Origin of the sequence: Bradyrhizobium sp. SMVTL-02, from assembly GCF_051853005.1 — a bacterium.
GTDB lineage: Bacteria > Pseudomonadota > Alphaproteobacteria > Rhizobiales > Xanthobacteraceae > Bradyrhizobium.
The window spans coordinates 8,046,247-8,072,812 of record NZ_CP182469.1 but is presented as its reverse complement, the minus strand read 5'-3'; the positions used below and the strand labels follow the sequence as shown (position 1 = coordinate 8,072,812).

Annotated in this window: 21 protein-coding genes and 11 pseudogenes; 13 read left to right on the top strand and 19 right to left on the bottom strand. The window is 59.4% G+C overall.

Annotated elements, in window-relative coordinates; all coding sequences use genetic code 11:
• Positions 1-196 precede the first annotated feature (196 nt).
• Positions 197-595 carry an avidin/streptavidin family protein gene (locus tag ACNJYB_RS38660; protein ID WP_439371762.1) on the top strand — a complete coding sequence of 133 codons (399 nt, stop codon included), beginning with the start codon at positions 197-199 and terminating at the stop codon, positions 593-595.
• Between the two features lie 205 nt (positions 596-800).
• Here the strand turns inward: ACNJYB_RS38660 and ACNJYB_RS38655 are convergent.
• From ACNJYB_RS38655 to ACNJYB_RS38635, 5 genes and pseudogenes are all read right to left on the bottom strand, one after another.
• Positions 801-1,106: pseudogene (locus ACNJYB_RS38655) on the bottom strand (integrase core domain-containing protein); the annotation flags it as partial.
• Positions 988-1,248, bottom strand: a complete 261-nt coding sequence (locus ACNJYB_RS38650) for a helix-turn-helix domain-containing protein (RefSeq protein ID WP_439371761.1) — start codon at positions 1,246-1,248, stop codon at positions 988-990. The pseudogene ACNJYB_RS38655 and the gene ACNJYB_RS38650, both read right to left, overlap by 119 nt.
• Positions 1,249-1,364: 116 nt before the next feature.
• Positions 1,365-1,502 carry a hypothetical protein gene (locus tag ACNJYB_RS38645; RefSeq protein WP_439375754.1) on the bottom strand — a complete coding sequence of 46 codons (138 nt, stop codon included), beginning with the start codon at positions 1,500-1,502 and terminating at the stop codon, positions 1,365-1,367.
• Between the two features lie 265 nt (positions 1,503-1,767).
• Positions 1,768-2,112, bottom strand: a pseudogene (locus ACNJYB_RS38640) (integrase core domain-containing protein); the annotation flags it as partial.
• A gap of 412 nt (positions 2,113-2,524) precedes the next feature.
• Positions 2,525-2,922: pseudogene (locus ACNJYB_RS38635) on the bottom strand (transposase); the annotation flags it as partial.
• A gap of 84 nt (positions 2,923-3,006) precedes the next feature.
• Here ACNJYB_RS38635 and ACNJYB_RS38630 point away from each other — a divergent pair.
• Positions 3,007-3,136, top strand: a pseudogene (locus ACNJYB_RS38630) (cold-shock protein); the annotation flags it as partial.
• A 360-nt stretch (positions 3,137-3,496) separates the two neighbouring features.
• Here ACNJYB_RS38630 and ACNJYB_RS38625 read toward each other — a convergent pair.
• A complete protein-coding gene (locus ACNJYB_RS38625) occupies positions 3,497-3,871 on the bottom strand; it encodes a hypothetical protein (RefSeq protein ID WP_061876422.1) in 375 nt (124 codons plus the stop codon).
• 153 nt (positions 3,872-4,024) lie between these two features.
• Here ACNJYB_RS38625 and ACNJYB_RS38620 point away from each other — a divergent pair, with 153 nt between their 5' ends.
• Positions 4,025-4,393 (top strand): hypothetical protein, encoded by a 369-nt coding sequence (locus tag ACNJYB_RS38620; protein ID WP_439371760.1) that lies wholly within the window; start codon positions 4,025-4,027, stop codon positions 4,391-4,393.
• A gap of 174 nt (positions 4,394-4,567) precedes the next feature.
• Here ACNJYB_RS38620 and ACNJYB_RS38615 read toward each other — a convergent pair.
• Positions 4,568-4,810, bottom strand: a pseudogene (locus ACNJYB_RS38615) (hypothetical protein); the annotation flags it as partial.
• 80 nt (positions 4,811-4,890) lie between these two features.
• Between ACNJYB_RS38615 and ACNJYB_RS38610 the strand changes: the two are divergent.
• The 3 genes and pseudogenes from ACNJYB_RS38610 to ACNJYB_RS38600 all read left to right on the top strand — a co-directional run.
• A pseudogene (locus ACNJYB_RS38610) lies at positions 4,891-5,016 on the top strand (transposase); the annotation flags it as partial.
• Positions 5,017-5,192: 176 nt separating this feature from the next.
• Positions 5,193-5,369, top strand: coding sequence for a hypothetical protein (locus ACNJYB_RS38605; protein ID WP_156504628.1), 177 nt, complete (start codon positions 5,193-5,195; stop codon positions 5,367-5,369).
• 130 nt (positions 5,370-5,499) lie between these two features.
• Positions 5,500-6,677, top strand: a protein-coding gene (locus ACNJYB_RS38600; protein ID WP_439368046.1) for an IS3 family transposase whose coding sequence is annotated in 2 segments (ribosomal slippage) — positions 5,500-5,797 and positions 5,797-6,677 — 1,179 coding nt in all. Because the reading frame shifts where the segments join, the coding sequence is not laid out codon by codon here.
• A 133-nt stretch (positions 6,678-6,810) separates the two neighbouring features.
• On the opposite strand, the gene ACNJYB_RS38595 is transcribed toward ACNJYB_RS38600, so the two are convergent.
• Complete coding sequence (locus tag ACNJYB_RS38595) at positions 6,811-8,397, bottom strand: hypothetical protein (protein ID WP_439371759.1); 1,587 nt, start codon at positions 8,395-8,397, stop codon at positions 6,811-6,813.
• A 418-nt stretch (positions 8,398-8,815) separates the two neighbouring features.
• On the opposite strand from ACNJYB_RS38595, the gene ACNJYB_RS38590 reads away from it, so the two are divergent.
• Positions 8,816-10,558, top strand: a complete 1,743-nt coding sequence (locus tag ACNJYB_RS38590) for an ABC transporter ATP-binding protein (protein WP_082821874.1) — start codon at positions 8,816-8,818, stop codon at positions 10,556-10,558.
• Positions 10,559-10,641: 83 nt separating this feature from the next.
• Here ACNJYB_RS38590 and ACNJYB_RS38585 read toward each other — a convergent pair.
• Positions 10,642-10,821: pseudogene (locus ACNJYB_RS38585) on the bottom strand (IS3 family transposase); the annotation flags it as partial.
• Between the two features lie 360 nt (positions 10,822-11,181).
• On the opposite strand from ACNJYB_RS38585, the gene ACNJYB_RS38580 reads away from it, so the two are divergent.
• Positions 11,182-11,418, top strand: coding sequence for a hypothetical protein (locus ACNJYB_RS38580; protein WP_439371750.1), 237 nt, complete (start codon positions 11,182-11,184; stop codon positions 11,416-11,418).
• Positions 11,408-13,477: a recombinase family protein gene (locus ACNJYB_RS38575; RefSeq protein ID WP_439371758.1), complete on the top strand. Its 2,070-nt coding sequence runs from the start codon at positions 11,408-11,410 to the stop codon at positions 13,475-13,477. Before ACNJYB_RS38580 ends, ACNJYB_RS38575 begins: the two co-directional genes overlap by 11 nt.
• An 8-nt stretch (positions 13,478-13,485) precedes the next feature.
• Here ACNJYB_RS38575 and ACNJYB_RS38570 read toward each other — a convergent pair.
• The 4 genes and pseudogenes from ACNJYB_RS38570 to ACNJYB_RS38555 form a co-directional block, all read right to left on the bottom strand.
• Positions 13,486-14,014 (bottom strand): annotated as a pseudogene (locus tag ACNJYB_RS38570) (integrase core domain-containing protein); the annotation flags it as partial.
• Between the two features lie 193 nt (positions 14,015-14,207).
• Entirely contained in the window at positions 14,208-15,230 is a 1,023-nt protein-coding gene (locus tag ACNJYB_RS38565; protein ID WP_439368201.1) for an IS110 family transposase, read from the bottom strand.
• Positions 15,231-15,295: 65 nt separating this feature from the next.
• Positions 15,296-15,535, bottom strand: a pseudogene (locus ACNJYB_RS38560) (IS3 family transposase); the annotation flags it as partial.
• Positions 15,536-15,923: 388 nt separating this feature from the next.
• Positions 15,924-16,154 (bottom strand): hypothetical protein, encoded by a 231-nt coding sequence (locus ACNJYB_RS38555; RefSeq protein WP_061878729.1) that lies wholly within the window; start codon positions 16,152-16,154, stop codon positions 15,924-15,926.
• Between the two features lie 343 nt (positions 16,155-16,497).
• On the opposite strand from ACNJYB_RS38555, the gene ACNJYB_RS38550 reads away from it, so the two are divergent.
• Positions 16,498-17,675 (top strand): IS3 family transposase gene (locus tag ACNJYB_RS38550; RefSeq protein WP_439368046.1). Its coding sequence is split into 2 segments (ribosomal slippage): positions 16,498-16,795 and positions 16,795-17,675, totalling 1,179 coding nucleotides; the frame shifts between segments, so codons are not numbered across the junction.
• Positions 17,676-17,817: 142 nt separating this feature from the next.
• Here the strand turns inward: ACNJYB_RS38550 and ACNJYB_RS38545 are convergent.
• The 5 genes from ACNJYB_RS38545 to ACNJYB_RS38525 all read right to left on the bottom strand — a co-directional run bounded on the left by ACNJYB_RS38545 (position 17,818) and on the right by ACNJYB_RS38525 (position 21,989).
• A complete protein-coding gene (locus ACNJYB_RS38545; protein WP_439371757.1) occupies positions 17,818-18,648 on the bottom strand; it encodes a nodulate formation efficiency C protein in 831 nt (276 codons plus the stop codon).
• Between the two features lie 60 nt (positions 18,649-18,708).
• Positions 18,709-19,206 carry a hypothetical protein gene (locus ACNJYB_RS38540; RefSeq protein ID WP_439371756.1) on the bottom strand — a complete coding sequence of 166 codons (498 nt, stop codon included), beginning with the start codon at positions 19,204-19,206 and terminating at the stop codon, positions 18,709-18,711.
• Positions 19,203-19,721: a hypothetical protein gene (locus tag ACNJYB_RS38535; RefSeq protein ID WP_439371755.1), complete on the bottom strand. Its 519-nt coding sequence runs from the start codon at positions 19,719-19,721 to the stop codon at positions 19,203-19,205. Before ACNJYB_RS38535 ends, ACNJYB_RS38540 begins: the two co-directional genes overlap by 4 nt.
• A gap of 45 nt (positions 19,722-19,766) precedes the next feature.
• Entirely contained in the window at positions 19,767-20,075 is a 309-nt protein-coding gene (locus ACNJYB_RS38530) for a hypothetical protein (protein ID WP_156504812.1), read from the bottom strand.
• 267 nt (positions 20,076-20,342) lie between these two features.
• A complete protein-coding gene (locus tag ACNJYB_RS38525; RefSeq protein WP_439371754.1) occupies positions 20,343-21,989 on the bottom strand; it encodes an extracellular catalytic domain type 2 short-chain-length polyhydroxyalkanoate depolymerase in 1,647 nt (548 codons plus the stop codon).
• 468 nt (positions 21,990-22,457) lie between these two features.
• Here ACNJYB_RS38525 and ACNJYB_RS38520 point away from each other — a divergent pair.
• Together ACNJYB_RS38520 and ACNJYB_RS38515 are read left to right on the top strand one after the other, a co-directional pair.
• Positions 22,458-22,861: pseudogene (locus ACNJYB_RS38520) on the top strand (transposase); the annotation flags it as partial.
• Positions 22,861-23,190: pseudogene (locus ACNJYB_RS38515) on the top strand (hypothetical protein); the annotation flags it as partial. The pseudogenes ACNJYB_RS38520 and ACNJYB_RS38515, both read left to right, overlap by 1 nt.
• Positions 23,191-23,634: 444 nt before the next feature.
• On the opposite strand, the gene ACNJYB_RS38510 reads toward ACNJYB_RS38515, so the two are convergent.
• Positions 23,635-23,853, bottom strand: coding sequence for a hypothetical protein (locus ACNJYB_RS38510; RefSeq protein ID WP_061877507.1), 219 nt, complete (start codon positions 23,851-23,853; stop codon positions 23,635-23,637).
• Positions 23,854-24,606: 753 nt separating this feature from the next.
• On the opposite strand from ACNJYB_RS38510, the gene ACNJYB_RS38505 reads away from it, so the two are divergent.
• Positions 24,607-25,989, top strand: coding sequence for an aspartate aminotransferase family protein (locus tag ACNJYB_RS38505; RefSeq protein WP_439371753.1), 1,383 nt, complete (start codon positions 24,607-24,609; stop codon positions 25,987-25,989).
• The last annotated feature ends 577 nt before the right edge of the window (positions 25,990-26,566 follow it).

Here is a 26,566-nt window from a genome sequence, read left to right as displayed (position 1 = left end):
GCCCAACGTCGCTCGAGAAAAATGAGGCCGTCGGCAAATCCACCTCCAGAAATCCGGCGAAACTACGAAGCGAGAACTTTTCGTCGGCGGGGTACACTTCTGGGTTGAGTGTGGAAGCGAATTGCATGGCCGTATCGTCAGAGCGAATCTATATCCGGCAGCGTTTGTGCAGTTGCCTAATGCCCAGGGGAATATCATGACACGCTTGTTTGTGCTTCTGCTCTCTGCCGCCGTATCGGTATCTGCTCACGCGCAGTTGCCCGTCCCCTCCACATGGGTGAATCAAAGGGGCTCGTTTCTCTTGATCCAGACGCTAGACCCGTCAACGGGAAATTTCGCGGGAACGTATGTCAACAACGCGACTGGATTCTCGTGCCGGGGACAACCTTACCCTGTCGCAGGTGTCGTCACCGCAAACAGAATAGATTTCTACGTCAATTGGACGGCACCCGCGGCCCCAGACTGCAAAACAATTACGATTTGGAACGGTCGTGTAGCTGCTAATAAGATTCCAGCTGGTTGGACACTATATTACGTGGGATCGGACTGGCAGTTTCACAAAATGACGGGGCGTGACTTGTTCACGAGGAGGTAGACCAAACTGCTTCAAGTTGTTCCTCCCGTGTCAGGGGAGCGAGCGAGCTCGGTCGCTGCGTGTATGCGCCTTCTCCGCCGACGTGATGATGGGCAACGAAAGCGGCGAGATCGGCATTTTCTCCGGCCAGTCGTTGGACAGAGTTCGGAGTGAGACCGATCAGGCTTTTCGAGAAGGGAGGCTCTGGCTCATCAGAGGTAAAAGTTTAAGTGACCTGCAGTTGATGCTGGAAGCGGCGGGTTGCGATGGTGTTGCGCTTGATGCGTTTTCGGTCGGCGAGGATCGCCTCAGCCCTGTCGAAGTAGACATCGGCAGGCGTGAGGTTGTCGATGCTCTCATGGTAGCGGACGTGATTGTAGTGTTCGACGAACGCCCGGATCTGTCGTTCGAGGTCACCGGGCAGGTAGTAGTTGGCGAGCAGAATGCGGTTCTTGAGGGTCTGGTGCCAGCGCTCGATCTTTCCCTGGGTCTGAGGATGGTACGGAGCCCCGCGCACATGTTGCATGCCCTTCTCGCGGCACCTGGCCAGATTGATCTGACCTCGCACATCGTCCAGGATACGATTCCAATCGAGATCGATGATCGGCCAGAGCGGCGATGCCGCCCTCGCGGTAACGATCATACCAGCGATAGAATGTGGCGCGTGGCCGCAAAAAACGCCGTGGTTATGTACCAAAAACTCCCGCGCCTTGAATGTGACCGCTCACCCCGCCATTCTGATTGAATCGTGACCTCGGAACTTCATACAAGCGGACAGCTGTTTTGCGCATTACGGGAGCAATCCCTGCCGAAACGCGAGGGCCACGGCGTGCGGGAGGGGCAATGTAGCAAGATTGCGCCTGGCGTTGTCTAGATGAAACTTCACACCTCGCGGGGTGACATCAAGAAGCTCTCCTATGTCCTGCATCGTCTTGCCATCGGAGATCCAGGCGAGACACTGCCGCTCGCGTTGAGTCAGCAGGCTCCCTTGCCGCCCGCTCTGGGCTACACGTCCGGTTCTCGCGGCGCTCACATGTGCGTGGTAAGTGAGACCCACCATTTCCAGCATGTCTTGCGAAGTCTCAATGAACCGATCGAGCCCGAGACTGCGCTCGTCCAAAGCTGTCCGTCGTCAGATAATTTGAGACTGGTCGGGCTTTTTGAGAGAGGCTCTGGCTCATCAGGGTTGGAGTTTAAGCGACCTGCAGTTGATGCTGCAAGCGGCGGTTTGCGATGGTATCGCGCTTGATGCGGTTTCGTTCTGCGAGGATCGCCTCAGCCCTGCCGAAGTAGACATCGGCTGGCGCGAGGTTGTCGATGCTCTCATGATAGCGGACGTGATTATAGTGTTCGACGAAGGCTCCTACTTGACGCTCGAGATCACTGGGTAGGTAATAGTTGCCGAGCAGGATGCGGTTCTTCAGCGTCTGATGCCAGCGCTCGATCTTTCCCTGGGTCTGAGGATGGTACGGAGCGCCGCGCACGTGCTGCATGCCCTTCTGGTCGAGCCACCCGGCCAGATCATCCGCCACGTAACTCGAACTGTCGCGCGGCGATCAGGAAGGAAGGCAGCGTCAATCAAGGAGAGAGAGTTTCGCCGGGCTCGTGACTAGGTAGGGCGTAGCCCGCGACCGGAGTTACGAGCCCGGCGTCGGCGCGATCCGCGAGGGACCGCGCCAATTGGTGATCGCGGCCGGCTGGTTATGCAAGTGGTTCTTCCGCCAAGAGGAATCACTCGCTTGCCAAGGTACTGTCCAGAATGTTTCGCACTTTTGATCAGGCGACGGCTCCGTTTTCAGAGAGTTGTGGCTGATAGAGCGGTCGCATGTTCAAGTAGCATTTGGTCGACCACGCCGTTCCCGTAATGTGCCGCAGCCGGGCCGCCGCCAAGTTGAGACAGGATTGGCCGTCGGGGAAGGCGCTGACGACACGGGTTCGTCGCCGGATCCTCAGGTTCGACACAGTGCTCGGGCTGACCCGGGTGCCCCACAGCGCCTCCGTGATGATTTTCCCCGAACCGAAATCCCGGCCAGATACATCTCGATCCGCGCCTCCTCGACCGAGCTCTCCCGCCTCCGGTAGCGCTCGATAATCGCCGTCTCGAAGGTTTGCCGCCATAGCTTCGGGACCTTCAGATTGACGTCGCCCGCCTTGGTGTGCAGCGTTCGCTCGTAGCGGCCTGCCCGCGTGTCCTGCCGGGCCGGGCTGCGCTCATACCGCCCAGCCCCGGACAGCTGGTCCGCTTCGGCCTCCAGCATCGCGTTCAGTGTCTCTTCCACCGTCCCGCGGACCATCTCGCCCAGGTGATCTCGAATCCGGGCCTCATCAATTTGGATCACCTGACCCATGGCATTCCTATCGTTCATTCAAAGCTCCTTCATTCTAGAAGAAGCCGTCAATCCTGAAAGTGCGAAAGAGTCTGTACGTTATCCGTGTTTGTTCATATCAGCGCGGTCGAGCGCGCGCCTTAGTGGCCTCGCCGAAGGCCAGCGGCTGAACTACGGGGTCATGACCGACCTGAAGAGCGGTAAAGACAGCGTAGAGACCCCCTGGTTGACTTAAAGCTTTCGTCGTTTAGCTGGAATAAGAAGTCCTTGGACCATCTTCCAAGACTCCGCTCAAAACTCTCCAATACCTTTCCCGCCTGGGTGAAAGACTAGGCGCTCGACCAGCCTTCCAGGTGGGACCGCTCCAATCATGGATCCGAATGACCATCGTGGGCGCCGCGTTTTTTGGCTCCCACGATTACCGGTAGAGTAATTGCTACCTCGCTGCCGCAGACCGTAAGAAGAATGACGGCCATTGCTATTGCCACGTTCGATTGCTGTGAATCCGCGCGATAATCGTTGGTGACAACGGCAAGCGCGAAACTACGCCTAGCAATAACGCGATGGTCGCCACGCCCGCGCTGATGCTCATCATCTATGGTCTCTCGATCCGACAATATGTTTTGATGACGTAATCGGCTGTAAGCAAATCGTCGTGCGTTCTCGCCCCGATGATACCTGTAAGCCGCAAGACTGAAGGAAGCGTTAGGCGCGAGCTAATATTGAACTTAGGGTAAGTCCCCCGGATTGTTGGGTGCATTTCAGCCGCAGCCTCCACATCGAACGCTGCGACAAACCTACCGCTCCAAACTTGGATGATCTCGCTTAAGGGAGACGTCGGCATTAGCTTTTTCTTCGTTGTTATTTGCGCATCGAGCCATTGATAGGCAACCCTAACGCTGTCATCATATTCTAGAAGAAAGAGTTTGACCCGTTTTTTGGCGCGAGCAGTCTCAGTGGCGGTAAGCATATTGAAGCTCCTATAAGCAAAATCGTGTTGGGTGCAGCCCCGCGAGATTAGCGGTCGCGGCAGCTGGCGTTACTACTTGATTTGATAGTTGGAGCTGCTTCTCGCCGCGACGCTTTCTCGTCACGATGATTGTGCCTGGCGCGGGATCTCGGGATGCGGTTTCTTGTGCGCGTTCAGACGAATCAACTGGCCGAGCCACGGTCGAAGGCCTCGCCGCGAATGCGGCCCATCGCGTCTTCCGCTCAACTTGCCGCGGTCCCGTTGTCCGGCCGCCACCGGGGCGCGATTGGCGGTGAAGATGGCGAAACTGCTTCCTTGCAGATCAAGTTCGCCTCGGTGAAACAATTGCCGCCTATCGGCGAGCAAAAGCGCTACGCGCCGCAAACGCTCGTCTATATTCACGCCTTGGCGGTCCACCCACCTTCGAATTGCGTCCCGGTCGACTGGAAGCTCGTGACCAATTTGCCAGTCGACGACCTAGCAGCCGCCGTCGAAAAGCTCGACTGGTGCGCCTTGCGCTGAAAGGTCGAGGTCTTCCATAAGATTATGAAATTTGGGGCTTCAACTGTACCTGCATTTGTAGCGGCAGCTGGTTGAGATTTGTGGTCGGGGCGAGCGTTTTGGGGCATTCAGCTATGTCAGGTTAAGAATACGATGTCCGGCTTCTGCAGATCGAAGTCGCCGGGTCGGCTCCGCCTATTCATCGCGATCACGTTGGTCGGTGCATTTGGTCCTGACTGAACCACGCCGGGTTTGCCGGAGGCAATTTGGTTTAAGTTCTGCCGCCATGGAGGATTGTTCCAGCATGGCGTAGTAGCGTTGCTCGGCTTCGGTCGGCGGGATGTTTCCGATGGGCTCGAGGAGCCGTCGGTTAAACCAGTCGACCCATTCCAGGGTGGCCAACTCGACAGCCTCGAAGTTGCGCCATGGCCAGAGCCGGCTCCGGAAATCTGGACAGGGCGATAAGTGGAGTTTCTGCCTGACGGCGGGCAAAATTGTCCCGCGAATCAGGAGAGACGATGAGCAGACGAGCCCGCCGGCATCACGCACCGGCATTCAAGGCCAAGGTGGCGTTAGCCGCGATCAAGGGCGAGATGACGCTGGCGCAGTTGGCTGAGCATTTCGACGTGCACCCGAACCAGATCAATCTGGGAGTTACGGTAGATCTGCTACGAGCGGTCTGGGCGATCATCATCGTTTTCGGTCTGCCGATAGCACTGTTCCCGGTTCCACTCGGACGTTCACGCCCTCCTTCTTGAGGGCGTTTTCCTGGGCTACGTCATGAAAGCTTCATGAATTTCGAGCTGGGAGTACAGTTTGCATGGAAAACGTGCCGAGTGGGCGCAACAAATCCTTCGCGATCTGCAAACGGAAGAGCCAACGCATTTTGAACAATATCAGATTTCTCCGGCAACGCTTTGAGCCGGAGGTTGTTGCGCAGGAGCGTGCTCGAACCGGTAAGTTGGAAGTGAAGAGCAACGTGGCTAAAACGACATGAAGCGATCGGGGTAAGCGGTTGCTTCTAGCTCGCGTGCTCTGCCCGAGAGTGCCCCACCGCTGAAGATACTCTGAACCTCCTCCGAATTGATGGACACCCGTAGTAGGCTCGAAGAGCCAGGAGGTGTCGGATGGAAGGACGTCAACGTCGCTCGTTTACCGATGACTACAAGCGGCAAGCGGTTGATCTCGTAGCGTCTAGCGGTCGCTCGATCGGCTCGGTTGCCAAGGAACTTGGCTTGCGTGATTCCGTGCTACGGCGGTGGGTGGAGCAGCGAGGGGCCCGGCTGGAGCCGACGGCGGCGGCGCGGCGCCCCGCAACGCAGGCGACGCTGCCGTCGGCGGACCACGCGGCGGAGATCGCTCGTCTGCAGCGCGAGAACGACCGGCTGCGCATGGAGCGCGATATTTTAAAAAAGTCCATTGCGATCTTTGCTGGAGTTCAGAAATGAGATTTCGCTTCATCGAAGATCGCCGCGCCGACTATCCAGTGACGATCATGTGCGACGTGCTTGGCGTCTCGCCTGCTGGATATTACGCCTGGCGAGCGCGCCCTGAGAGCCAGCAGGCCATTGCCAACCGTGAGCTCGTCGACGACATCAAGCGGGTTCATCGCGACACAAACGGCCGCTACGGCAGCCCGCGCATCCATGCCGAGCTGAGAGCCCAAGGCCGTGGAGCGAGCCGTGGTCGCATCGAGCGGTTGATGCGTCGTCACGGTATCAGAGCCATCATGGCGAGGCCGCGACGGGTGCGCACCACCGACAGCCGTCACGATTTCCCGATCGCGGCGAACTTGCTCGAGCGCAACTTCGTCGCCGCCGCGCCGAACCGCATCTGGCTCGCCGACATCACCTATGTCCAGACTGATCAGGGCTGGCTCTATCTGGCCACGGTCATGGACCTCTACAGCCGCAAGATCGTCGGCTGGGCGATGGCGGATCATTTGCGCGCCGAGCTGCCTCTGGCGGCGTTGCGGATGGCAATCGCGGCGCAGCGGCCAAATGCCGGCCTGATCCACCATTCCGATCGCGGCGTTCAATATGCCTCGGCGGATTATCGCAAGCTGATGCAAGCCACCGGCCTCAGAGCCTCGATGAGCCGCAAGGGCGACTGCTATGACAATGCCCCGATGGAGAGCTTCTTTCACACGCTCAAGACGGAGCTCGTTCACCACCGGCACTATGAAACGCGGGCAGAAGCCACACGGGATCTCTTTGCCTATATCGAGGGCTTCTACAATCGAGTTCGCCGTCACTCCGCCATCGGCTTTATCAGCCCGATCGAGATGGAGCTAAAAGCAGCTTAACCCTGTCCATTTTTTCGGTGGAGGATCACTCCATAGTTTCTCCTTCCGTCGGGTCGACTAGCGAGAACGCCCAATTGCAACCCTTCTCCACTGTAGCAGGTGTTCTGACGCGTGATCGTTTATCATAACGAAATCAACAGAGTTGTCGAACGAAACGTTCCGCCCATAAAAAGCGAGCCAAGGTGCTTGTTGCGGAAAATTCGTGTGTTGTTATCACCCTGTTCAAGAGCGCCATGACAGCCTCTTGCGAAACCAAGCCGAAGTCGGCCAAGGCGCAAGAAGCAAGCTGTGATGAAATTATGTCCGCACGAGCCGCAATCGCCTTTGGCAGTACAAGCGCGAAAGTCTCCTTTGCGTATCCGTGTGGAAATACGTCAGAGCCCAAGCGCTCACTCAAATATGAACGGAGGAGTTCCTTGCCCGAGCGAAGTGCAAACGGAAGCTTCGCTCCAAAATTGATCAATCTCGGATCGCCGAATGGGCGGACGGGCCAAAGACCTCGCGTCGCGAGTGGGCGAGCATGACAAAGACTTGCGAGCAGAGTTGTGGATAGAGTGGCGCTGAGGGGGGCGCTAAAAAGGAAGGATGAACGAGCGGCGTCGAGCCCGCGTTTCGTCAATAGGTCTTCTGCAACCCCAAGCGCGATATCCAGATGGGGTGAAGAGGGAGATCGGGGGTCCCCCTCGTCGCTGCTGAAGCGAGCGAAAAGCTCGTCTCCTCCTATGCCGGACCAGATTATTTCGCAGCCATCACCGCGAAACCGATCCCAGAGTGACCCGAACGCCTCAAGGTAATACTCTGAATTGAGTGGCAGGCGTCCTTTCAGGTCAAGATCTAGATCAATCGCCGGCATGTGGGCGCACATTTCAACCTTGTGATCGCGGCAGTTCAGTGCGCTCAAAATGCTCGCTCGGCGGTCAATCTGCTTGGGGCTACTCCCGTCGCCCAATAGTATCCCGCCACATGCTAGCGATGCTACGCTCTCGCCAACAGCAATTGCGACGGAAGCGGAGTCCATTCCTCCGCTCAGCTCCATAGCGCTTGCGCAGAAGGTCGTCGGCCGCGAACGAACAACCGCCTGAAGAGTATCAGAAAACTCAAGGACATGATCGCTCTCCTCTCGTCCGGAGAGCTCAGGGGCTGATGAAGTTATCGCGCCGTACTCAAATGACGTTTCCGATCTGTCGACGTACAAGGTGGAGCCAGCAGTCAGCAGGTTAACGCCAACGCAGGCCTGTCGCGCAGAGTAGAACGTTCTCATCGACAGGTGATGCGCTATAATCTCTGCATCAATCGCTCGCGATTTATCCAAAAACTCGACAAAATCCCAGGAGAGCGTAACCGTGCGAGTGCGCTCCTCCACGTGGAAGTAAATTGGGAGGCTGCCAATATGGCCTGCTCGTACACGCAACCGAGGACCCCAGCGAGCGGCCTCGATCACGATAAAATCGAGCGGCCAGTGCATGCATTTCTGGTAGTGCTGACGAAACTGATCTGTAGACGCATGGTCTATTACGGCCGAATGAACGCCAGCCCCGTCCGCCGCTCCTTGACGCTCACGTATGACGAAGAACCATTGCTCAGTGCTCTTCACTAACGAGCTCTCAAGACTCTTATGTTGGAATGGCCAGATGCAGCTTTCACCAAACTCTATCGAACAGCCTTTGACAACAGGATCGAAGTTTTCCAGGTCGGCTATTTTCAGAGTGGCCTTGAGCATTTGTTCCTCAACTTAAACGTTACCGCCTCTCGTGTGAGAGGCGGTAACAGAGTGAAGAATGATCTTAAAGGTAACCTTCGTTAGCGCTGTCGCTAGGGAAGGGGCCCTTCGGATATGAAGTAGTGGGAGGTGGCAGCACCGGTAAGGGGAGGTCAGTTGTATCGGGCCGCGATGGCCGCTTAGACGTGTCTGCAGTTGTCCTCTTCATGTCGTGTTCCTATTAATAGCGTGATCGGGCTTCTCGTCGTGTGGCGCGGCAGCGTGTCGAGCCACTCTATAGCGTCTCTCATGTGAGAAGCCGGGCGACAACCTACCAAGATTTGCGGGTTGGATGACGGTGCTGGACAGAATTGGGTTGGAGCTTAGTAACGGTAAACGGCAGCAAATTCCGCAGAGCCGCATCTTTACGTGAGATCGTATGGAATCCAGATCGCAAGGCCATGTCGGCTCTCTCAGTGCAAGCAAAGCCCCATTCCCTGGATCCGCCGCAGATCAGGTCAACGACAGCACATTGTCGCCGGTTTCCGAAATTCTGCATGCGTACTGGCGATCCGATCGGCGCTTGCTTCTCATCGTTGCCACAGTGGTGCTGATCTCCAGCGTGAGCAGCGTCGCAGCCCCCTATGTATTTTCGGGTCTCATTGATCGCCTCCCGCGGGGGGAAGGCATGTCGGCGTTTGCCTGGGGATTCGGAGGCTATGCGGTCCTGCTCGGCATAGCCTCCGCATTGCAGCGCATGCTGCACTATCTTTCCTTCATGACAGCCGAGAACCTGGGCTTCATCGCTGCAACTCGCTTTTTCGATCGCATCCTGAGAAAAACCTCAGCCTTTTTTCTTGAGCACAATCCCGTGGAGATACAGAGTGCGGCCGCGCGCGGGTGCAGCGCGTTGACGACGTTGGTCCAGCTTGGAATTATGATATTCATCCCGGCCGCAGCGCAGCTTCTGCTTACGCTCGCTATTCTCGGTGTGCTCGTCAATATCCAAATCGCTGCAATCGTCGTGGCTTATGGGGCTGTCGCGATTACATTGGGGTGGAGTTCCACGCGTCGGGCGCGCGTGTTTCTGGACCGGGCCATCGAAGCCGGACAGGAGAATGCGCGTTTCGTCGGCAACGTCATGAACTCTATGGACACGTTGCGCCATTTCGGCAGTCATTCCTGGATGAGTCAGCGCTTTACGATGAAGGCGCGGGAAGTGCGCGATAACTGGCGAACCTACGTGTTTCAACGATTGGCCTACATAGCCGTGCTCGGCTTAGCCATCGCGCTACAATTTGCCGTCACACTTCTCCTTCTAATACCTAAATACCGGGCCGGCGCGGTCACGCTCGGCGATATTGTGCTATTCAACACGCTTCTACTCCAACTCAATATGCCCTTCGAGATGGTCGCGCGCGCGATCTCTGACGCGGCGCGGTCGCGAGCCGACCTCATTCCTCTCGCCAGACTGTGGGTCGCACCAGAAGAGCGGCGAACATCTCATGCTCATGATTTCACGCCCTCCGCTGGCCAGCTATCCTTCGAGGGCATTGGTTATGCCTACGACAACGGTCGTGGCGTTACGAATGTCTCGTTTAAGGCTAGGCGCGGCGCCATTACCTTTCTTGTCGGCGAAACCGGATCGGGGAAGTCGACAATATTCAAGCTCGTCCTGAAATCGATTGAGCCAGACTGCGGCCGTATTCTGGTCGATGGAACCGATATAGCGACCATCAATCACACGGATTGGTATGCCGCAGTTGCTGTTGTGCCGCAGGACGTGATGTTGCTCAATGAGTCGCTAGCCGACAACATTCTGCTAGGACGGCCCCGCGACGAGGTGCGCCTTCGCGGTGCATCGGAAAAAGCCGCTATTCTCCCCATTATCGAGGCTCTGCCGGAAGGATTTGAAACAACCGTTGGAGAACGCGGTTTGAAGCTTTCAGGCGGGGAGCGCCAGCGTATTGCTATTGCCCGGGCGCTCTATGGCGAGCCGGCGATCCTTCTTCTCGACGAGGCTAGCTCCGCGCTTGACGAACGAACCGAGCGGGACATTTTGGACCATATTCGCAGCCTAGCGGAAGATGTGACCGTGCTGGCAATCACTCATCGCAAAGGGGTCATTTCTACAACCGACGTCGTGGTCGAGCTGACCGACTGCGGCTTGTCCTTGACATAGGCGAAGGGGATGATCAGCCCGGCGCGTTGATTGTCTGCACTGCAGGCGCATTGCTGGACGAGATGTGACCTTGCCCCCAAATTTTATCCAGTTCTGAGTTCGCTCAAGCCATTGGATTTGCCCAGTTGGGCGGTGGGAGCGACGGGAGCTGGCGCGGAGCCTTCGGCATAGCGCAGCGCCAGATCCCGGCGCGGGTGACAGGTGAAGGCGAACTCGGAGGGCGTTTTCCATCCGAGCTGCGAGTGGGGTCGGGCATCGTTGTACAACAAGGCTTGAGAACGCCCACGGGACCGTATGCCGTGAGGTTCTGTACCGGCATCACCCTTGGGCAGGCCGCGAGGTTTTCGTCCATGGTGTGATCGACAAGGCGGACGGCGTTGTTTTCCGCTGCACGCTGGATGGATCGGAGACGCGGCGTTTTCTGGAGATCCCATCCTGGATGTTCGACCGCGCGGCATGTGCTCGCGGTGGCAGCCTAACGGCAGAGCCCCTTGTCAGCCTGGAAGCGCTCAACGCGTTGTGGTCGCTTGTCGATTCAGCGGTCAAGAGCGCGACATCATCATTGAATGAACCGCTTTCCGGTGCATGCGGAGTCTCTCACGATGAGAATCGGGGAGAGGCTCATGGCAAGCAGGACGGCGATATCGGCGAACCCGGTTCGGCGCAACCGGCGGTTCGGCGTGCATCAGATGGACCTGTTCACGGGTGGCATAGCGCACGGCGCCGTCGGGGTACCGGAATGGCGGGAGCTGCCGAAGGAGGCGCAGGATCCGCTGGTGAACTTGATGACGCAGCTGGTGCTGGACCATGCACGGGTAAGCGCAACGCTCGCGAAGAGGGAAGACGGTCATGATCAGTGACAAGGTCCGCCCTCACCATCTCGAACGCAAGGCGATCCTCTATGTGCGCCAGTCCTCCGCCCATCAGGTTCTGCACAATCGTGAGAGCAGCGCGTTGCAATACGCGATGCGCGACCGATTGACGGCGCTGGGGTGGTCCAAGATCGAGGTGATCGACGATGATCTTGGGCGTTCCGCTGCCGGCGGCGTCCAGCGCGCGGGCTTCGAGCGGATGGTGGCCGAGGTCTGCCTCGGCAAGGTCGGCGCAGTCTGTGCGCGGGAGGTCTCGCGCTTTGCCCGCAATAGCCGGGATTGGCAACAGCTGATCGAGATGTGTCGCGTCGTCGACACGGTGCTGGTTGACCAGGAAGCTGTCTATGCTCCGCGGCATGGCAACGACCGACTGCTTCTCGGGCTGAAGGGGAGCCTCAACGAGTATGAGCTGGACCTTTTGCGACAACGCTCGCTCTCGGCACGCTACGAGAAGGCCAGCCGTGGCGAACTGATTGCGGCCACGCCAGTCGGCTTTGTGAAGGTCGGTGATCGCTACGAGAAGGATCCGGACCGGCGTGTGCAGGACGCCATTACGCTCGTCTTCGACAAGATCGAGGAACTCGGGACCGCGCGGCAGGCGCTGCTGTGGTTCCATGAGCACGGCCTCGACCTACCAGTGAAGCAGCCGAACGGCGACACAGCCTGGCGGCGGCCCAGCTACGCGACTCTCCACAGGATGGTCGAGAACCCGGTCTACGGCGGAGCCTACGCCTATGGTAGAACAGCCGTAGCGACGGGGTACGGCGTCCATGGCGCAGGCGCGAAGATCCGGCGGAAGGCGCGCGCCGAGTGGCTCGTCCTCAAGCCGGACGCCCACGAAGGCTATGTGAACTGGGAGAGGTTCGAAGCGATCCGTACAATGGTCTCCAGTAACGTGCCCACGAGCCGGCATCATGGCGCGCCCAAGCATGGCGAGGCGCTGCTCGCTGGGCTCATCCGCTGCCGGCGTTGTGGCCGCAAGCTGACGCTGCGCTACAGCGGTATGAAGCATCACATCCCCCGTTACAGCTGCTCGCGCGGCTGGATGGACAACGGCGAACCGCGCTGCATCGCGTTCGGTGGCTTGCGCGTCGATGATGCGATCGAAGGGGCACTGCTCGGCGTTGTCGGACCCGGCGCCGTTGCGGCGGCCACGGCCGCCGCAGCCCAAGCCACACATCAGAGGGATCAAGTTCGCGAAACGCTCGGCCGTGATCTCGAAGCGGCCCGTTACGCCGCCGATCGTGCCTTCCGGCAATATGACACGGCGGATCCGGCAAATCGCCTGGTTGCCGCGGAGCTTGAGACGCGCTGGAATCGCTCGCTTGCCCGCGTCGTCGAGGTAGAGAGCAAGATTGCCGCGCATGATGCGACGACCGCACCGACAGCGATCGATCCAACGATGCTCAGCGTGCTGGCCTCAGACCTCAAGTCAATCTGGTCAGGGCCGACCATCGATGCGCGGCTGAAGAAGCGCATCGTCCGTACGCTGATCCACGAGGTCGTTGCCGATATCGATGACGAAGCGTCCGAGATCGTTCTTGTCGTGCATTGGGCGGGCGGCGCTCACAGCGAGATGCGGCTGCCGAAGCGTCGACGGGGGCAGCGTAACAGCACCTCCGGTGACATCATCGCAGCCATCCGGCAACTGGTGCTGATCGCCAGCGACGACCTGATTGCGGGCCTGCTCAACCGCAACGGCCTCACGACGGGCAACGGCAACCGTTGGACCCGTGAGCGCGTCACAACCACGCGATCTTATCATCGGATACCCGTCTTTCGGCGGGCCGAGGATAGCGTCGAGCCATGGCTCAATCTCTCCGACGCCGCCAGGCTTATCAAGGTCGCATCCAAGACGCTGCGCTTGGCCGCAGAAGCTGGTCAGATCGAAGCGGTCCACCCTCTGCCGGATGGGCCATGGATCTTCGCGCGCGCGGCCTTGACCACGGATGCCGCCACATCCATCACCGAACGAGCGCGGCAGAACCCAAGATACCCCGCAGGATCGCATCCCGATCAACAAAGTCTCTTCTCTTCAACAACATAGACAAATGGGTGTTCTGATGCGCGGTTGTAATCGGCCCGCCAGCATCCGAGTGCGAGGCGAGCCTGGGCCACTGACGTGAACAGCGTCTCGTTCAGCAATTCATCCCAGCAGCCGGCCGTTGAAGCTCTCGACGAACGCATTCTGCATGGGCTTGCACGGCGCAATGTAGTGCCAGGCGACGCGGCTCTGATCCGCCCATGTCAGGATGGCGTTGCTGGTCAGCTCGCTGCCGTTGTCGCTGACCACCATTTTCGGCTTGCCGCGCTCGATCATCAGCCGGTCCAGTTCCCGCGCCACACGGAAGCCGGAGAGCGAGGTATCGGCCACCAGCGCCAGGCACTCGCGCGTGCAGTCATCGACCACGGTGAGGACGCGGAAGCGGCGGCCGCAGGTCAGCTGATCCGACACAAAGTCGAGCGACCAGCGCTCGTTCGGCGCCATCGGCGCCCTGGTCCCGATGGCGCGCTTGCGGCCGCCACGGCGGCGCACTGCAAGCTTTTCTTCCCGGTACAGCCGGAACAGCTTCTTGTCGTCTAATCGCTGTCAACTGCCCTGGGTACCGGACCTTGTCGTCTTCGAGGTCGGAAGAATGTGCCGCCTCATCATGGCCCTCGCCAGTGGATCTCCCCATGTGATTCCCGCGGTCTGAAGCCGCCCAAGAAGTTACGGGATAATCCAGCCAGCGTCCTTCCAGGACGATCTACAGAGATATTGGCTTAGCTAGCTAGGCTCAGGTAGCCGGCGCAGCTGCGAACTCCGTGCCATCCAGCCAGATACGATGCAGGATGATGGAGAGTTTGCGCGCCACGGCGACCTTCGCCTTTCGCGACCCGATCCGAGCCATCAATTGCTGCCCCCAACGGCGGAGTGCACTATCTTTGCGCACGCGCGTCATGAGCGCGTTGGCCGCCTCGAACAGAAGGCTTCGGGCCATGCGGTCGCCTGACTTGGATATCCGGCCAGAGATATCGACCTCGCCGGATTGATAGCGCCGAGGTGTCAGGCCGAGAAACGCTCCGACATCGGTGGATCGGGAGAAGCGGTTAGGATCGTCGATGGCCGTCGTGAACGTCAATGCAGTAATCGCGCCTACACCGGGGATCGTTATCATGCGCTGGCAGGCCTCATGGGAGCGCGCGAGACGTAGAAGTTGCGAATCGAGCCTCTGCCTGCGCTCTCCCGCAACACGCCAAGCCTCAAGCAGCGCGTCAATGGCGCTTCGGATCAAGGGGTCCGCCGGACATCGCGTGAGCACTGCGCGCTCGAACGTTCCGCCCTTACCGGCTGCGAGCACCACGCCGAAGGTCTTCAGTAGACCACGAATTTGATTGTAAAGCGTCGTACGAATCGCAACGAGTTCGCTTCTGGCTGAGAGCAGGGCTCGGATACGACAGCTCTGCAGGCTCTTGATGGCGACGGGCCGGTACCAACCGGAGCGCACCACTTGCGCGATCCCAAATGCATCGTTCACGTCCGTCTTGTTAACTTGTAGCGAGAGCGCCGCCGCGACATGGCGCGCGTGGATGCAGTCGATTGGAACGTCGACAGCGCGCAGCCCATGCCAAAGCCAGATCGCCAGCGGCCCGGTTTCCATGCCGACCCGAACTGCGTCTGGAGCGTGCTCGCGCAGCGCCATTGCGATGCACTCCGGTTCCGAGGAGCATTTGCCCCGCCAAGTGCGCCGACCGTCACCGTCGATGACACAAATCTCCGTTTCCTTTTGCGATACGTCCAAACCAACATAAAGCGTCATCACATGCTCCTCTTTTGCACTGAGGAGAACATTCTGCCTCAGTCTCGCGCGTGCGATTAGGCCATGTGGTTGACCCTATAGCCGTCCCGCTTGAGCAGGACATGCACGCGCCGATAGCCGAAGCGGCGGCGCTCGTGCGCGATCGCCTTCATGCGCTGGCGAAGGCCGCCATCGTCCGTCCGGATCGTCTTGTATCTCACGGTCATGCGGCAGCTGCCCATGGTTTTACACGCCCGCCGTTCGCTCATCCCCTGGGCATCCATGAGATGGGCGACAGCTTTCTGCTTGGCTGCGGGCGTCACCATTAATGGGATGGCCCTCGAGGTTCTGAACGGCCCGATCATCGCAGCGGGCGAAGCGTTGTCCGATGGTGTACATTGCAGCGCTGACAGCATCGTCCGCGTGACCATGCCGCCAGGACGGGATGCAGCCAACATCAGCTTTCAAATCTCAAGTGAGCTTTCTACAACGACCTGGTCAAGGTCGACGGCACGGAGATCGTGATCCCGGTCGTACCCGGCTCGGCCGTCGCGGTTACAGCAGGAAAATTGCCGCGCTTTCGGGACTTAAGAGGCTGATGTCGCCTAGGGGGTCACTCGCGACGGGTTTGGAGGTCCCGTCTACCCCACCAACCGCCATTCAGGCGACAGGCGGATGCGTCGCAAAAGCGGCCACGAGCTGACGCCGCCGCTCTCACGCCGGTTCATCCTCAAGCCAAGAATGGATGCCTGAAGACGGAATGAGCCGTTTGGGTAAGTGGGGATTGATTGTGCCTGCGAAGATCGCCAAGCCTTCTTCGAGCATCAACCGCGTGAACGCCTTGGCTTCGGCCTCGGTCGCAAAAGTCTTCGTTTCGCGGGGGCTGCGCTGCTTGGGCAGGACACCGCGCTTGCGCTCAAACGTGACGTACCAAGTCGGTGTTATTGCATCCACCAGCCCGTCCTCCAGCACACTACTCCGCCCTGCCCAATAGGTTGGTCAAAGGCAGACTACGGATAACGGCCGCTCCTCAGCACGTCATTGTACCATCGTACAGCATCGAGCTTCGGACCGGATTGCCGCCTAGTGTGGGGCTGGTGACCGGCAAGACAGCCTCTACCGCCGGACGCTATTCTAACGCGATTGAGATGTTTCCACGGTCGGCTTGCTCGCCAGTCCCTTCATGATTTACCGCCCTGCAGGGGCGAGGTACGAGCTACCTGATGACATGAACCTCCTCCGAATTGATGGACACCCGTAGTAGGCTCGAAGAGCCAGGAGGTGTCGGATGGAAGGACGTCAACGTCGCTCGTTTACCGATGACTACAAGCGGCAAGCGGTTGATCTCGTAGCGTCTAGCGGTCGCTCGATCGGCTCGGTTGCCAAGGAACTTGGCTTGCGTGATTCCGTGCTACGGCGGTGGGTGGAGCAGCGAGGGGCCCGGCTGGAGCCGACGGCGGCGGCGCGGCGCCCCGCAACGCAGGCGACGCTGCCGTCGGCGGACCACGCGGCGGAGATCGCTCGTCTGCAGCGCGAGAACGACCGGCTGCGCATGGAGCGCGATATTTTAAAAAAGTCCATTGCGATCTTTGCTGGAGTTCAGAAATGAGATTTCGCTTCATCGAAGATCGCCGCGCCGACTATCCAGTGACGATCATGTGCGACGTGCTTGGCGTCTCGCCTGCTGGATATTACGCCTGGCGAGCGCGCCCTGAGAGCCAGCAGGCCATTGCCAACCGTGAGCTCGTCGACGACATCAAGCGGGTTCATCGCGACACAAACGGCCGCTACGGCAGCCCGCGCATCCATGCCGAGCTGAGAGCCCAAGGCCGTGGAGCGAGCCGTGGTCGCATCGAGCGGTTGATGCGTCGTCACGGTATCAGAGCCATCATGGCGAGGCCGCGACGGGTGCGCACCACCGACAGCCGTCACGATTTCCCGATCGCGGCGAACTTGCTCGAGCGCAACTTCGTCGCCGCCGCGCCGAACCGCATCTGGCTCGCCGACATCACCTATGTCCAGACTGATCAGGGCTGGCTCTATCTGGCCACGGTCATGGACCTCTACAGCCGCAAGATCGTCGGCTGGGCGATGGCGGATCATTTGCGCGCCGAGCTGCCTCTGGCGGCGTTGCGGATGGCAATCGCGGCGCAGCGGCCAAATGCCGGCCTGATCCACCATTCCGATCGCGGCGTTCAATATGCCTCGGCGGATTATCGCAAGCTGATGCAAGCCACCGGCCTCAGAGCCTCGATGAGCCGCAAGGGCGACTGCTATGACAATGCCCCGATGGAGAGCTTCTTTCACACGCTCAAGACGGAGCTCGTTCACCACCGGCACTATGAAACGCGGGCAGAAGCCACACGGGATCTCTTTGCCTATATCGAGGGCTTCTACAATCGAGTTCGCCGTCACTCCGCCATCGGCTTTATCAGCCCGATCGAGATGGAGCTAAAAGCAGCTTAACCCTGTCCATTTTTTCGGTGGAGGATCAGACACGCTCTCCGTACCCGTTCTCTGTGCGGGCGATGGCACGTATCTGCATCATCGACCTGTTCGCCTTCGCTATCCATGATCGACGGCCGCACCGCGAGCTGGTTTGCTGCGTTCATTTTGCCAATGTCTTTCTAGCCGGCTCGAATGCTTCCTGGTCTTTCGGGTCTGCAAACTCAAACCAAGAGCCGGGCGCAGACGTAGCGATAAGCTTGGCAAAGAAGGATTGTGGCTCCCAATCCTGCCCTTCGCGCTTCTCGAAAATGATGACTCCGTCACGGGTTGAATAACTAGGTCCGGGAATATTGCAGTCGACCGAAAGCTCGACGTGCCACAGGTCACCCGCGGTAGTTTGCTGCTCGTCTACCTTCGGCGAGTTGTACACTTCAACAGGATCGTCGATCCTGCAACGGCCACGCCGCAGGAGATCGCCCAGCTTGCCTTGTGCGGTCGTCACGAAGTTTAAATTAGCGGGATCATGCAGAAAGCGGCGGTTCACGCCCCTTTCGTCGTTCGCTACCTCGTCAGCAACAAGAGAGAGCGCAAACGCTTGCCAGCCTAGTTCCATCGGTTTCGCATGCGGAGCCAAAAGTTTCATTGTGCCATCGGGGGCCACCTCCCAAGCAACCGTATATTCGTCCTTCGTTTTACCAGACCGGTGTTTGGCCCATGAAAAGACGACGGGCTCGCCAGTGTCGGTCTTTCGGCCAACCTCCCATCCCCTAGGAATGAAGTGGGCTACCGTCGCGACCTTGGCAAAGATTTCCTCCGCCGTCTCACCATCCTGCGCTCGCCAAGTTGATCTAACCTTGTCGATCAGAGGGTTGTCATCCGCACGGGCGCCATCGCCCTTACCAGCCAACCCACCGCTCAAAACCAGCCATAGAGTGAGGCCGACACAGCCCCCGAGCCCGAGTCCGAACCAAAGCACGCGTCTATCAACCATTTTCTCTTACCCCACGCAGCCGGCCCATATATGCGCGTCGCATCATATCTCCGAAGAGACTCAAGACGCACCTATCAGGGTTGGTTGGTCAAAATGCCGCTGCGTCTGGAGTAAAGGCCCGTCGGGGATGATATACGGCTCGGGAAAGCCACTTTCTTGCGAGAAACCAAAGGCCGAAAGGTACGCATACGACGAAGTCCTTAGCGGAGGGAGACGCCGAAAACGCCACCGCCCAACTGGAAGTCCTCGGCCTTGCCCTTGGCGATGATCTTTATCCCTTGCCTCTTCCAACTGCTGCCGCTTCTCCTTGATTCGTCCTTTCTTCTCGTCTTTGCCGAAGTCGTAGATCAGGAGAAAAACGTGAGGGTGGATTGAAAGCCCCACTTTCCCCTCTGCAACCTGCCTGACGAGATCATCGATCGGCCGGGCGGGGCTCTGACTGCTGATCTCCACCATATTCCTGCAGACCCCGACGTAGCCCTCAATGAGGCTTTCCTGGGTTTCCTTGGCCTGAATGTCATGCTCATACTTCCTGACCCGAGCAATCACCGCCGTCAAGCGCTCGGGAGGACGAAGCTTTTTGCTTCCTTGGGCAGCTTTTCCAGCCCCCACAACTCAGGATTGTCTGCGCATTTCGCTTCGCAGAAGACCAGCTCGGCCTTGCCCGGCTTCACCTGCACCAATACGGCGATGTCCACTCGCGGCGCAGAGAGATCGCCGTTCTCTCCAGCCTTCGTAAAAGCAATCTCGAGATCAACGACCTTCGGCTCTTTCCTGGCGATCTTATGGACGCCGCTCTTCTCGGGCCCTGCGAATCGCGCAGCCGTCTTGATCAGTTGCGGCAAGGTCAGCTTTGATTCATACTCGGTGTTCACGATGTCGGCGGGATCGATATTGAATGTCTTGCCGTCGAACGATACATACGGATCCTTTTTCTCAAGGTCCGGCTCACCAGATACTTGTAATGGGTCGCAAGCCGGGGCTGGCTGCCAGCGCTGCCCCTCTGTCGAAGGCGATCTTGAAGACGCTCTGGCCCTTGACGTAAGCGTCCAGGTACCCGTTTCGAACTGCAAGCAGCAGGTCCTTGCTCTCCAAGACCTCCTTCCACCAATTGTCAGTCAAGCTCGCCGCGAGCTCTTGCAAACCCGCGATTTGCGAACCTGAAAGACCGGCTTGAGGAGGTTCAATTCAGATGTCAATTCATTCGCCATCGTTTGCCAATTCCACGTTGTTAAAAAGTTCAGAAAGCCGAAGCCGTTCAAATGTGTGGATGGGATCAGGCGCTTCGCCGCCACGGCAGCGGCAAGGCGCTTTGCATTAATTGCAATACTTCGAGAAACCTCCGAGCGCCGCAGCTCAGCGACGCGATTGCCGAGACCCAGCTTGGTGCTGTGCGCTTTCGCGCCGGTGGCCAAGGCATCGAACATTCTACTTCGTTTCTTGGACCGTACGAAGCCCTGGATGAAAAGCAAGCTTGTCGCTTGTGGAAAACTGAGCGTCGCGCTCCTCAAACGAATAAATAAATGCTTTGGTCTTCGGACGCCAAACGCCGATCATGCCCACTTCATAAAAGATCTCATTAGCTTAAACGTCCCCGCGGAGCGTCTCCACGCCTGGAAGATGAGATTGCCAGGATTGGCACGGCGCCGATGCGAACCGCCCTCTCGTCGCAGGCCGTAGAGGCCAAGAGTCTTCTATTGGGTCACCGGGCAAGTCCCCGGATGCTTGCAGCGTGGAGGCGTCGAGCGCGTGGTCGCGCTGGCCTCCTCGGACGCAGGTCCTTCTGCTCCATTGAGAACGGCCGAGACGCGCCAGCGATATGTTGTTTGCGGCCTAAGATCGGAATCGCCGAAGCTGGCTCCTGCAACCTCGCCGATCCTCTGAAATGTGTCATCCGGGCCTGCACGCAGCACGCGGTAAGTCGTTGCTCCTGCCAGAGGCGACCAGACCAGATCAACGCTAGTATCCGAAGCATCGATCACCGTGAGCCCCTGAGGTGCTGATGTCAATTGCCGTGTCGCGCTGACGGGCGTCGCGCCATCCGTCGCGAGCGCGTCGAGCATGGCCTTGATGGCATTAATCTGCGCGCCAGACTTGTTCACATAGCTGCTGGTTTGATTGACGTAGCCCCACCAGTCCCAGCAGGCCTGCGGATTGGTGGGCTGATATAAGCTGGTCCTGGTCTGTGGATAGAGAATGATTAAATGGTTCGTATCCGCCCAAGCATTGTAGCCGGTATCATTGACGAACTTGAGCCCGATCTCGCGGGCATTCTGGCGGCATCCGTGCAGCGCCACGTGGACACGGCAGAGAGCGCCTTGCTCGCAGTCCTGAGGCACGAAGAGATAGCCGGTATCGCTCAGGCTCAACGCGGCGGGCGCCTGCGGCCTGGTATAGAGTGACTGATCGAAGCTCTTCACGACGCCCGCGAGCTGCCCGCGATTAGGTGGATTGAGGCGGCCATAAATATGCTGCAGGATGATTCCGGCCTGATCGTAGCCGCATTGGTCAATATACGGTTCCTTGTTAGCACTGCAGCTATTCAGTCCGGTGTCGCCCTGCTTGGCCACCACGAAGGAGTGCCCGGCGCCGAGGGCCGTCTGATAGAAGAGATTGCCTCGATTGGCGTCACCTAGATAGCGACGGTAGAAGTCGGCAGCCGCGTCGGTGACGGCCCTATCGACGACCGCGTCGTTGTAGCCGTGAAAGAGGTAGATCTTCTGCCCGGCAAGGTTACTATCCGGATCGATCTTGCCTGCTGACGCGTTCGCATCAGCCTTCGTCGTGAACGCCGTGATGTTCAGGCCCGATGCAGGCCCTTTCATGCACGGACCCGTCGCACGCCACATCTTGGCCTCAGCGCACCAATAGGGACCGCCAGCGACCACCCCCACTCCCTTGACGATCGAGGACCAGGCTGTGCCGAACTGGACTGCCATGAAGGCGCCTGACGAAATGCCGGAGATCGAGCTCTCGCCGATCGGCGCGTGATAGCTGCGCAGTGCCAAGGGCTCGGCAGAGAGCGGCGACATTCCAACGACCGCGGCACAAATGGCGCCGATAGCGTGTTGCCGCAAGATGGCCAAGCCCCTGAAAAACGTGCTAATCGAACCGACGGGCAGTCTCCGGTGTTCATGTGAAAACGCGCCATCGGAACAAGAAATCGCTCGCCAGTTCGGAAAAGGATTCTGCAGATTACCATAGTCGACCGTCTGCCTGCCGTCCCGCGGCAGCGCCGACGTGATGATCGTGTCGGGCTGGTCCGGCTCCGAGGCAACACGCGTGAGGAGCGACCCGTTGAGCATCCGTCCGCTTTGATTGGTCAGTTTCTGGTAGGCCATGTCTGATCTCCTTCATCTGGTCAGACGTTCCCGGACGCCGCCAGGAAAGCGGGGGATAGGTGCTGGTGAAGGAAATTCATGACAGGCGATCAATGCGCACGACGAATTCGCGTCTTAAAGCTAGGATACCGAAGCTGGTTTCCAGGGTTTCGCGAGCCGAAAACCACTAGCTGGATTATGATGCGAGTAGAATCCCAGCTGATGGCCGGCCTCTGCCCCAATGAACTAGGCGTTTGGAGCATGGTGGCATTCTACGCAGCCAAACCCGATGCCGACATCAGTGGCCGCTTCGCTTGGCACTCCTTATCAACGGTTCCCTAATGCAAGATGATCGATCCTTTTAACCAATCCTAGTTTTGATTCGTTGAACCTTCCACCCGCCAAAACTTGTAGGGTTCAACCTACCCTGTTGAGTTCAGCTTGCCTGCCGTGCTTGGTGTCGATTCAAGTCGTTTGCCGTGACCTAGGGCGTGCCTGACGCAGGCCGACGGGCATGCCGAGCGGGTGGCGGCGCTGCACATGATCGAGCCTCGTGCCGACCGGCCGACAGCGATCAGGCTTGGCGCCGACAAAGCCTACGATGCAGAAGACTTCGTCAACGAGCTGCGCTCGATGAACGTGACGCCGCATGTTGCACAGAACACCAGCGGCCGTAGCTCTGCGATTGACGGGTGAACGACCCGGCACGGCGGCTATGCCGTCAGTCAGCGCATCCGCAAGCGCATCGAGAAGGCATTCGGCTGGATCAAGACGGTCGCCCGGCAAGAGAAGACCAGCTTCCGTGGCCGTGATCGCGTCGCATGGGCCTTTACCTTCGCTGCCGCCGCTACAATCTGATGCGGCTGCCCAAGCTGATTGCGGAGACCGGCTGATGGCCAAGCTGCCCGGCTTCGCCAAGGCCTTTGTCGGCCGCTGGCGCATTGTTGAGATGGACGTCTGGGACAGCGACTTCCTCGATCTTGTCGAAGAGGCGCATCTCACCTTCCGGGGCAAGTGCGATGGCGAAATCGCCTTTGGGGCTCTCAAGGGCTTCCTGGTCGTGCGCTACGGCACCCGCGACGGATCGGCCTGCGCCGAGTTCTCATGGGAAGGGCACGACGAGAATGATCCGACCTGTGGTCGCGGATGGGCTATGATCGGCACTGCGGGTAGGCTCGTCGGCCACTTCTACATCCACAATGGCGACGATTCAGCCTTCGTTGCGAACGCGGCTGAGTTCTTCAACAGCCTGCTACTGAAGCACGCGGCAATCTCTTCCAGGTTCTCATCGTTGTCGGTTAAGATGACGACGCCCTCAATCCAATCCTCAATAATGCTGGTTACTGCCGTGGGCACGTGGCTAAAGGGGCCGAAGGTGATTTCGTGCCCTCGTTCCAATGAGCGTCGCGGTGTACCAGCCGGTTCGGGTGGGATGCCTGGAGACTTTCGCCAGCGCGCCGCGCCCGTGCTGCCTACGATCCGGGACTGATCGCCAAGTCACCGCCCTATCCTGGTAGTTGCGCTAGGGCATTCGTCGGGATGATGTATCCCCGCCAGCTTCTTTCGTCGCTGAGGCTGGCTGCGTAGAAGTCACTAGCGAGTGGCAGGGACAGCACTTTATTGGTCCACTTCCAAGCGTCGAGTCAAGTGGCCGCTAACGTTCCCGCTATTTAGGTCGCGCGGCTGCCACCGTGAGTCCGGTGTGATCCTTGAGGCTATCGACTACCGTGACCGCCGCTTCGAGTTCATCTCGAAGACGCTTCGTAATCCGCAGAATGCTGCTCGCGAGCTCCTCGCGGCTGATTTCTGCACCGTGAGCAACTTTTCCTTCGAGGTCGCGTATAGCTTCGTCGATCTTGTGCAGCGAGAATGTGCTAGGCATCATCCGGCTCCGTCCTGATTGAGGGTCGGGCATCCGCCGAACCACGGTGTAAAAATGCGTCCGCTACACGGTTAAGTAAAGCGGGTGGCGTTGCGGGAAAATCTGTCCCCATCTCGCGTCTGAGCGCCTCGAATTCGGATAAGGTCGAAAGCGGGTAATCCGCCACTGCGTCCATTTTTGAGCAGATAACTTCAACCCGGGATCGCCAATCGGCCAGCTGTTCTTTAGTTCGCTGTGGGCCGTACGTGTCTTCTGCCGGTGTATGCCTTGGCCTACCGAGTCCGTGAATGCTTGGATTGCCGCTACCACTTCCGTCCCGGGCACGGCGGGTACTCCTATGAGCGGAGCCAGCTCGAACATTTGCAGGCCGAGTACTCTCTGATATGACATGCACGAGGGGACGCGGCAACCCACCGGTGCTGGTAGGTGCCCCGGTTACTTGTGCGCGCCATTATCTGGTGGCGCCTCGGGAATATGTCTCAGGAGCAAAGGTGGTCAGCCTTGCCAATCCAAGGGGAAGGCTGACCACCGAAGTCTGCCGCACGTGGCAGGGACAGCGCTTATGGCGGCGCCGAGTCTCGCTGCCGCGCGCTTCACCGGCGGCGCGCGTGTGCCAGGGACAGCGTGGTTGGCAGTTGGCGACGCGGAGTCTCGCCCGCGCTTCTTGCGGCCACTGCTGAGCACTTGCTGCCGACGAATGGCGTTGCAAAAGTCATGACGGCACCGGCGGCGTAACGCTTTCAAGGATCACCGCAAATGTCCATGCTGCCCAATTCGCAAGAGGCCCGGGATGTGGCCTATCAGCTCCATCCCTACACCAATGCCCGCACGCATCAGCAGGCCGGTCCGCTGGTGATCGAGCGCGGCGAGGGGCCTTACGTCTTTGACGCGTCGGGCAAGCGCTATTTCGAAGCGATGGCGGGCCTGTGGAGCGTCGGGCTCGGCTTCAACGAGAAGCGGCTGGTCGAGGCGGCGTACAAGCAGATGCAGGCGCTGCCGTTCTACCACACCTTCTCCGCCAAATCGCATGGTCCCTCGATCGACCTCGCCGAGAAGCTGGTCGCGCTCGCGCCGGTGCCGATGAGCAAGGTGTTCTTCACAAATTCCGGCTCGGAAGCCAACGACACCGTGTTGAAGCTGATCGCCTATCGCTCCAATGCGCTCGGTCAGCCGCAGCGCAAGAAGGTGATCAGCCGCCTGCGTGCCTATCACGGCGTCACCATCGCGTCCGCCAGCCTGACGGGCCTGCCGAACAATCACCGTTCGTTCGACCTGCCGCTGCCGAACATCCTGCATACGGGCTCGCCGCACTACTACAAGGACGGCGCCCCCGGCGAGAGCGAGGAAGCCTTCGCCACGCGCCGGGCCGAGGAGCTCGACGCGCTGATCCAGAAGGAGGGGCCGGATACGATCGCGGCCTTCTTCGGTGAGCCGGTCATGGGAGCGGGCGGCGTCGTCGTGCCGCCGGTGACCTACTGGGACAAGATCCAGACGGTTCTCAAGAAGTACGACATCCTCCTGGCTGCCGACGAGGTGATCTGCGGCTTCGGCCGCACCGGCAAGATGTTCGGCTGCGAGACCTACGGCATCAAGCCCGATGCGATCGTCGTCTCCAAGCAGATCACCTCGAGCTATTTCCCGCTGTCGGCGATCATCATGAACGACCGCATGTTCGAGCCGATCGCGGACGAGAGCAACAAGATCGGGGTGCTCGGCCACGGCTTCACCGCGGGCGGCCATCCGGTCGGCTCGGCGATTGCGCTGGAGAACCTCAAGATCATCGAGGAGCGCGGCCTGGTCGCACACGCCGCCGAGCTCGGCGCCTACATGCAGGGCCGCTTGCGTGAGCTCGTGAGCCACCCGCTGGTCGGCGAGGTCCGCGGCGTCGGCATGATCGCCGCGCTCGAGCTCGTGCTCGACAAGACGCGCAAGACCGCCGCCACTACGCCGGGCGCCGTCGGCGGCATCGCCAGCCGCATGCTCCAGGAGCGCGGCGTGATCTCGCGCAACATGCTCGATGCCATCGCCATTTGCCCGCCGCTGATCGTCACCAGGGCCCACATGGACGAACTGATTGCGGCCATTACCGGTGTGCTGAACGACATAAAACCGGAAGTGGCCAAGCTGACGCCGGCTTGAAGGGACGCGCTTCGTCTGGCGATCAGTCCAACCCCGTTACCCCTGAAGTGGCCGCCTTCTTCAGCGCCCCTGAAGGGCGCCGGCCCGTCTGGCTGCGACGGGCTTATCCTTCGAGGCTCCCCGTGCAGTGCATCGCCGTGCACGCCTGGTATTTCCAGCGACAATGCGCGGGGATGACTGGGCTAAGGTTTGGTCGGCGGGGACGCTAGCGAGAGGATTGCCTACGCGGCGCCTTGCGGTGGTGATGACTGGGGCTGAGGTTGCGCGGGATTCAATTTTGCAACGAAGCCTATATGATCTGTGCTTCTGTATTCCGTCTGCTTCTTTCACTCCCTTAAGAGCGCGTGCCGCGGTTACCTTGCTTCTGTTCGTGGTCGGCAAAACCGCCACACTATGGGATTCGGTTGAATGGTCGGTTCAAGCGCTTCGGCGTAGTCAGCCGCCTGGAGGGCGGATGCCACGACAGATCACGGTTCAGAAAGCGCGGAGCGGGAGTTGGAGCTTCCCGCGACGTTCACGGAGCTAAGTCCCCCACAGCAAGGCCGGATGATATCAGCTTCAACCGACGCAGCCATCA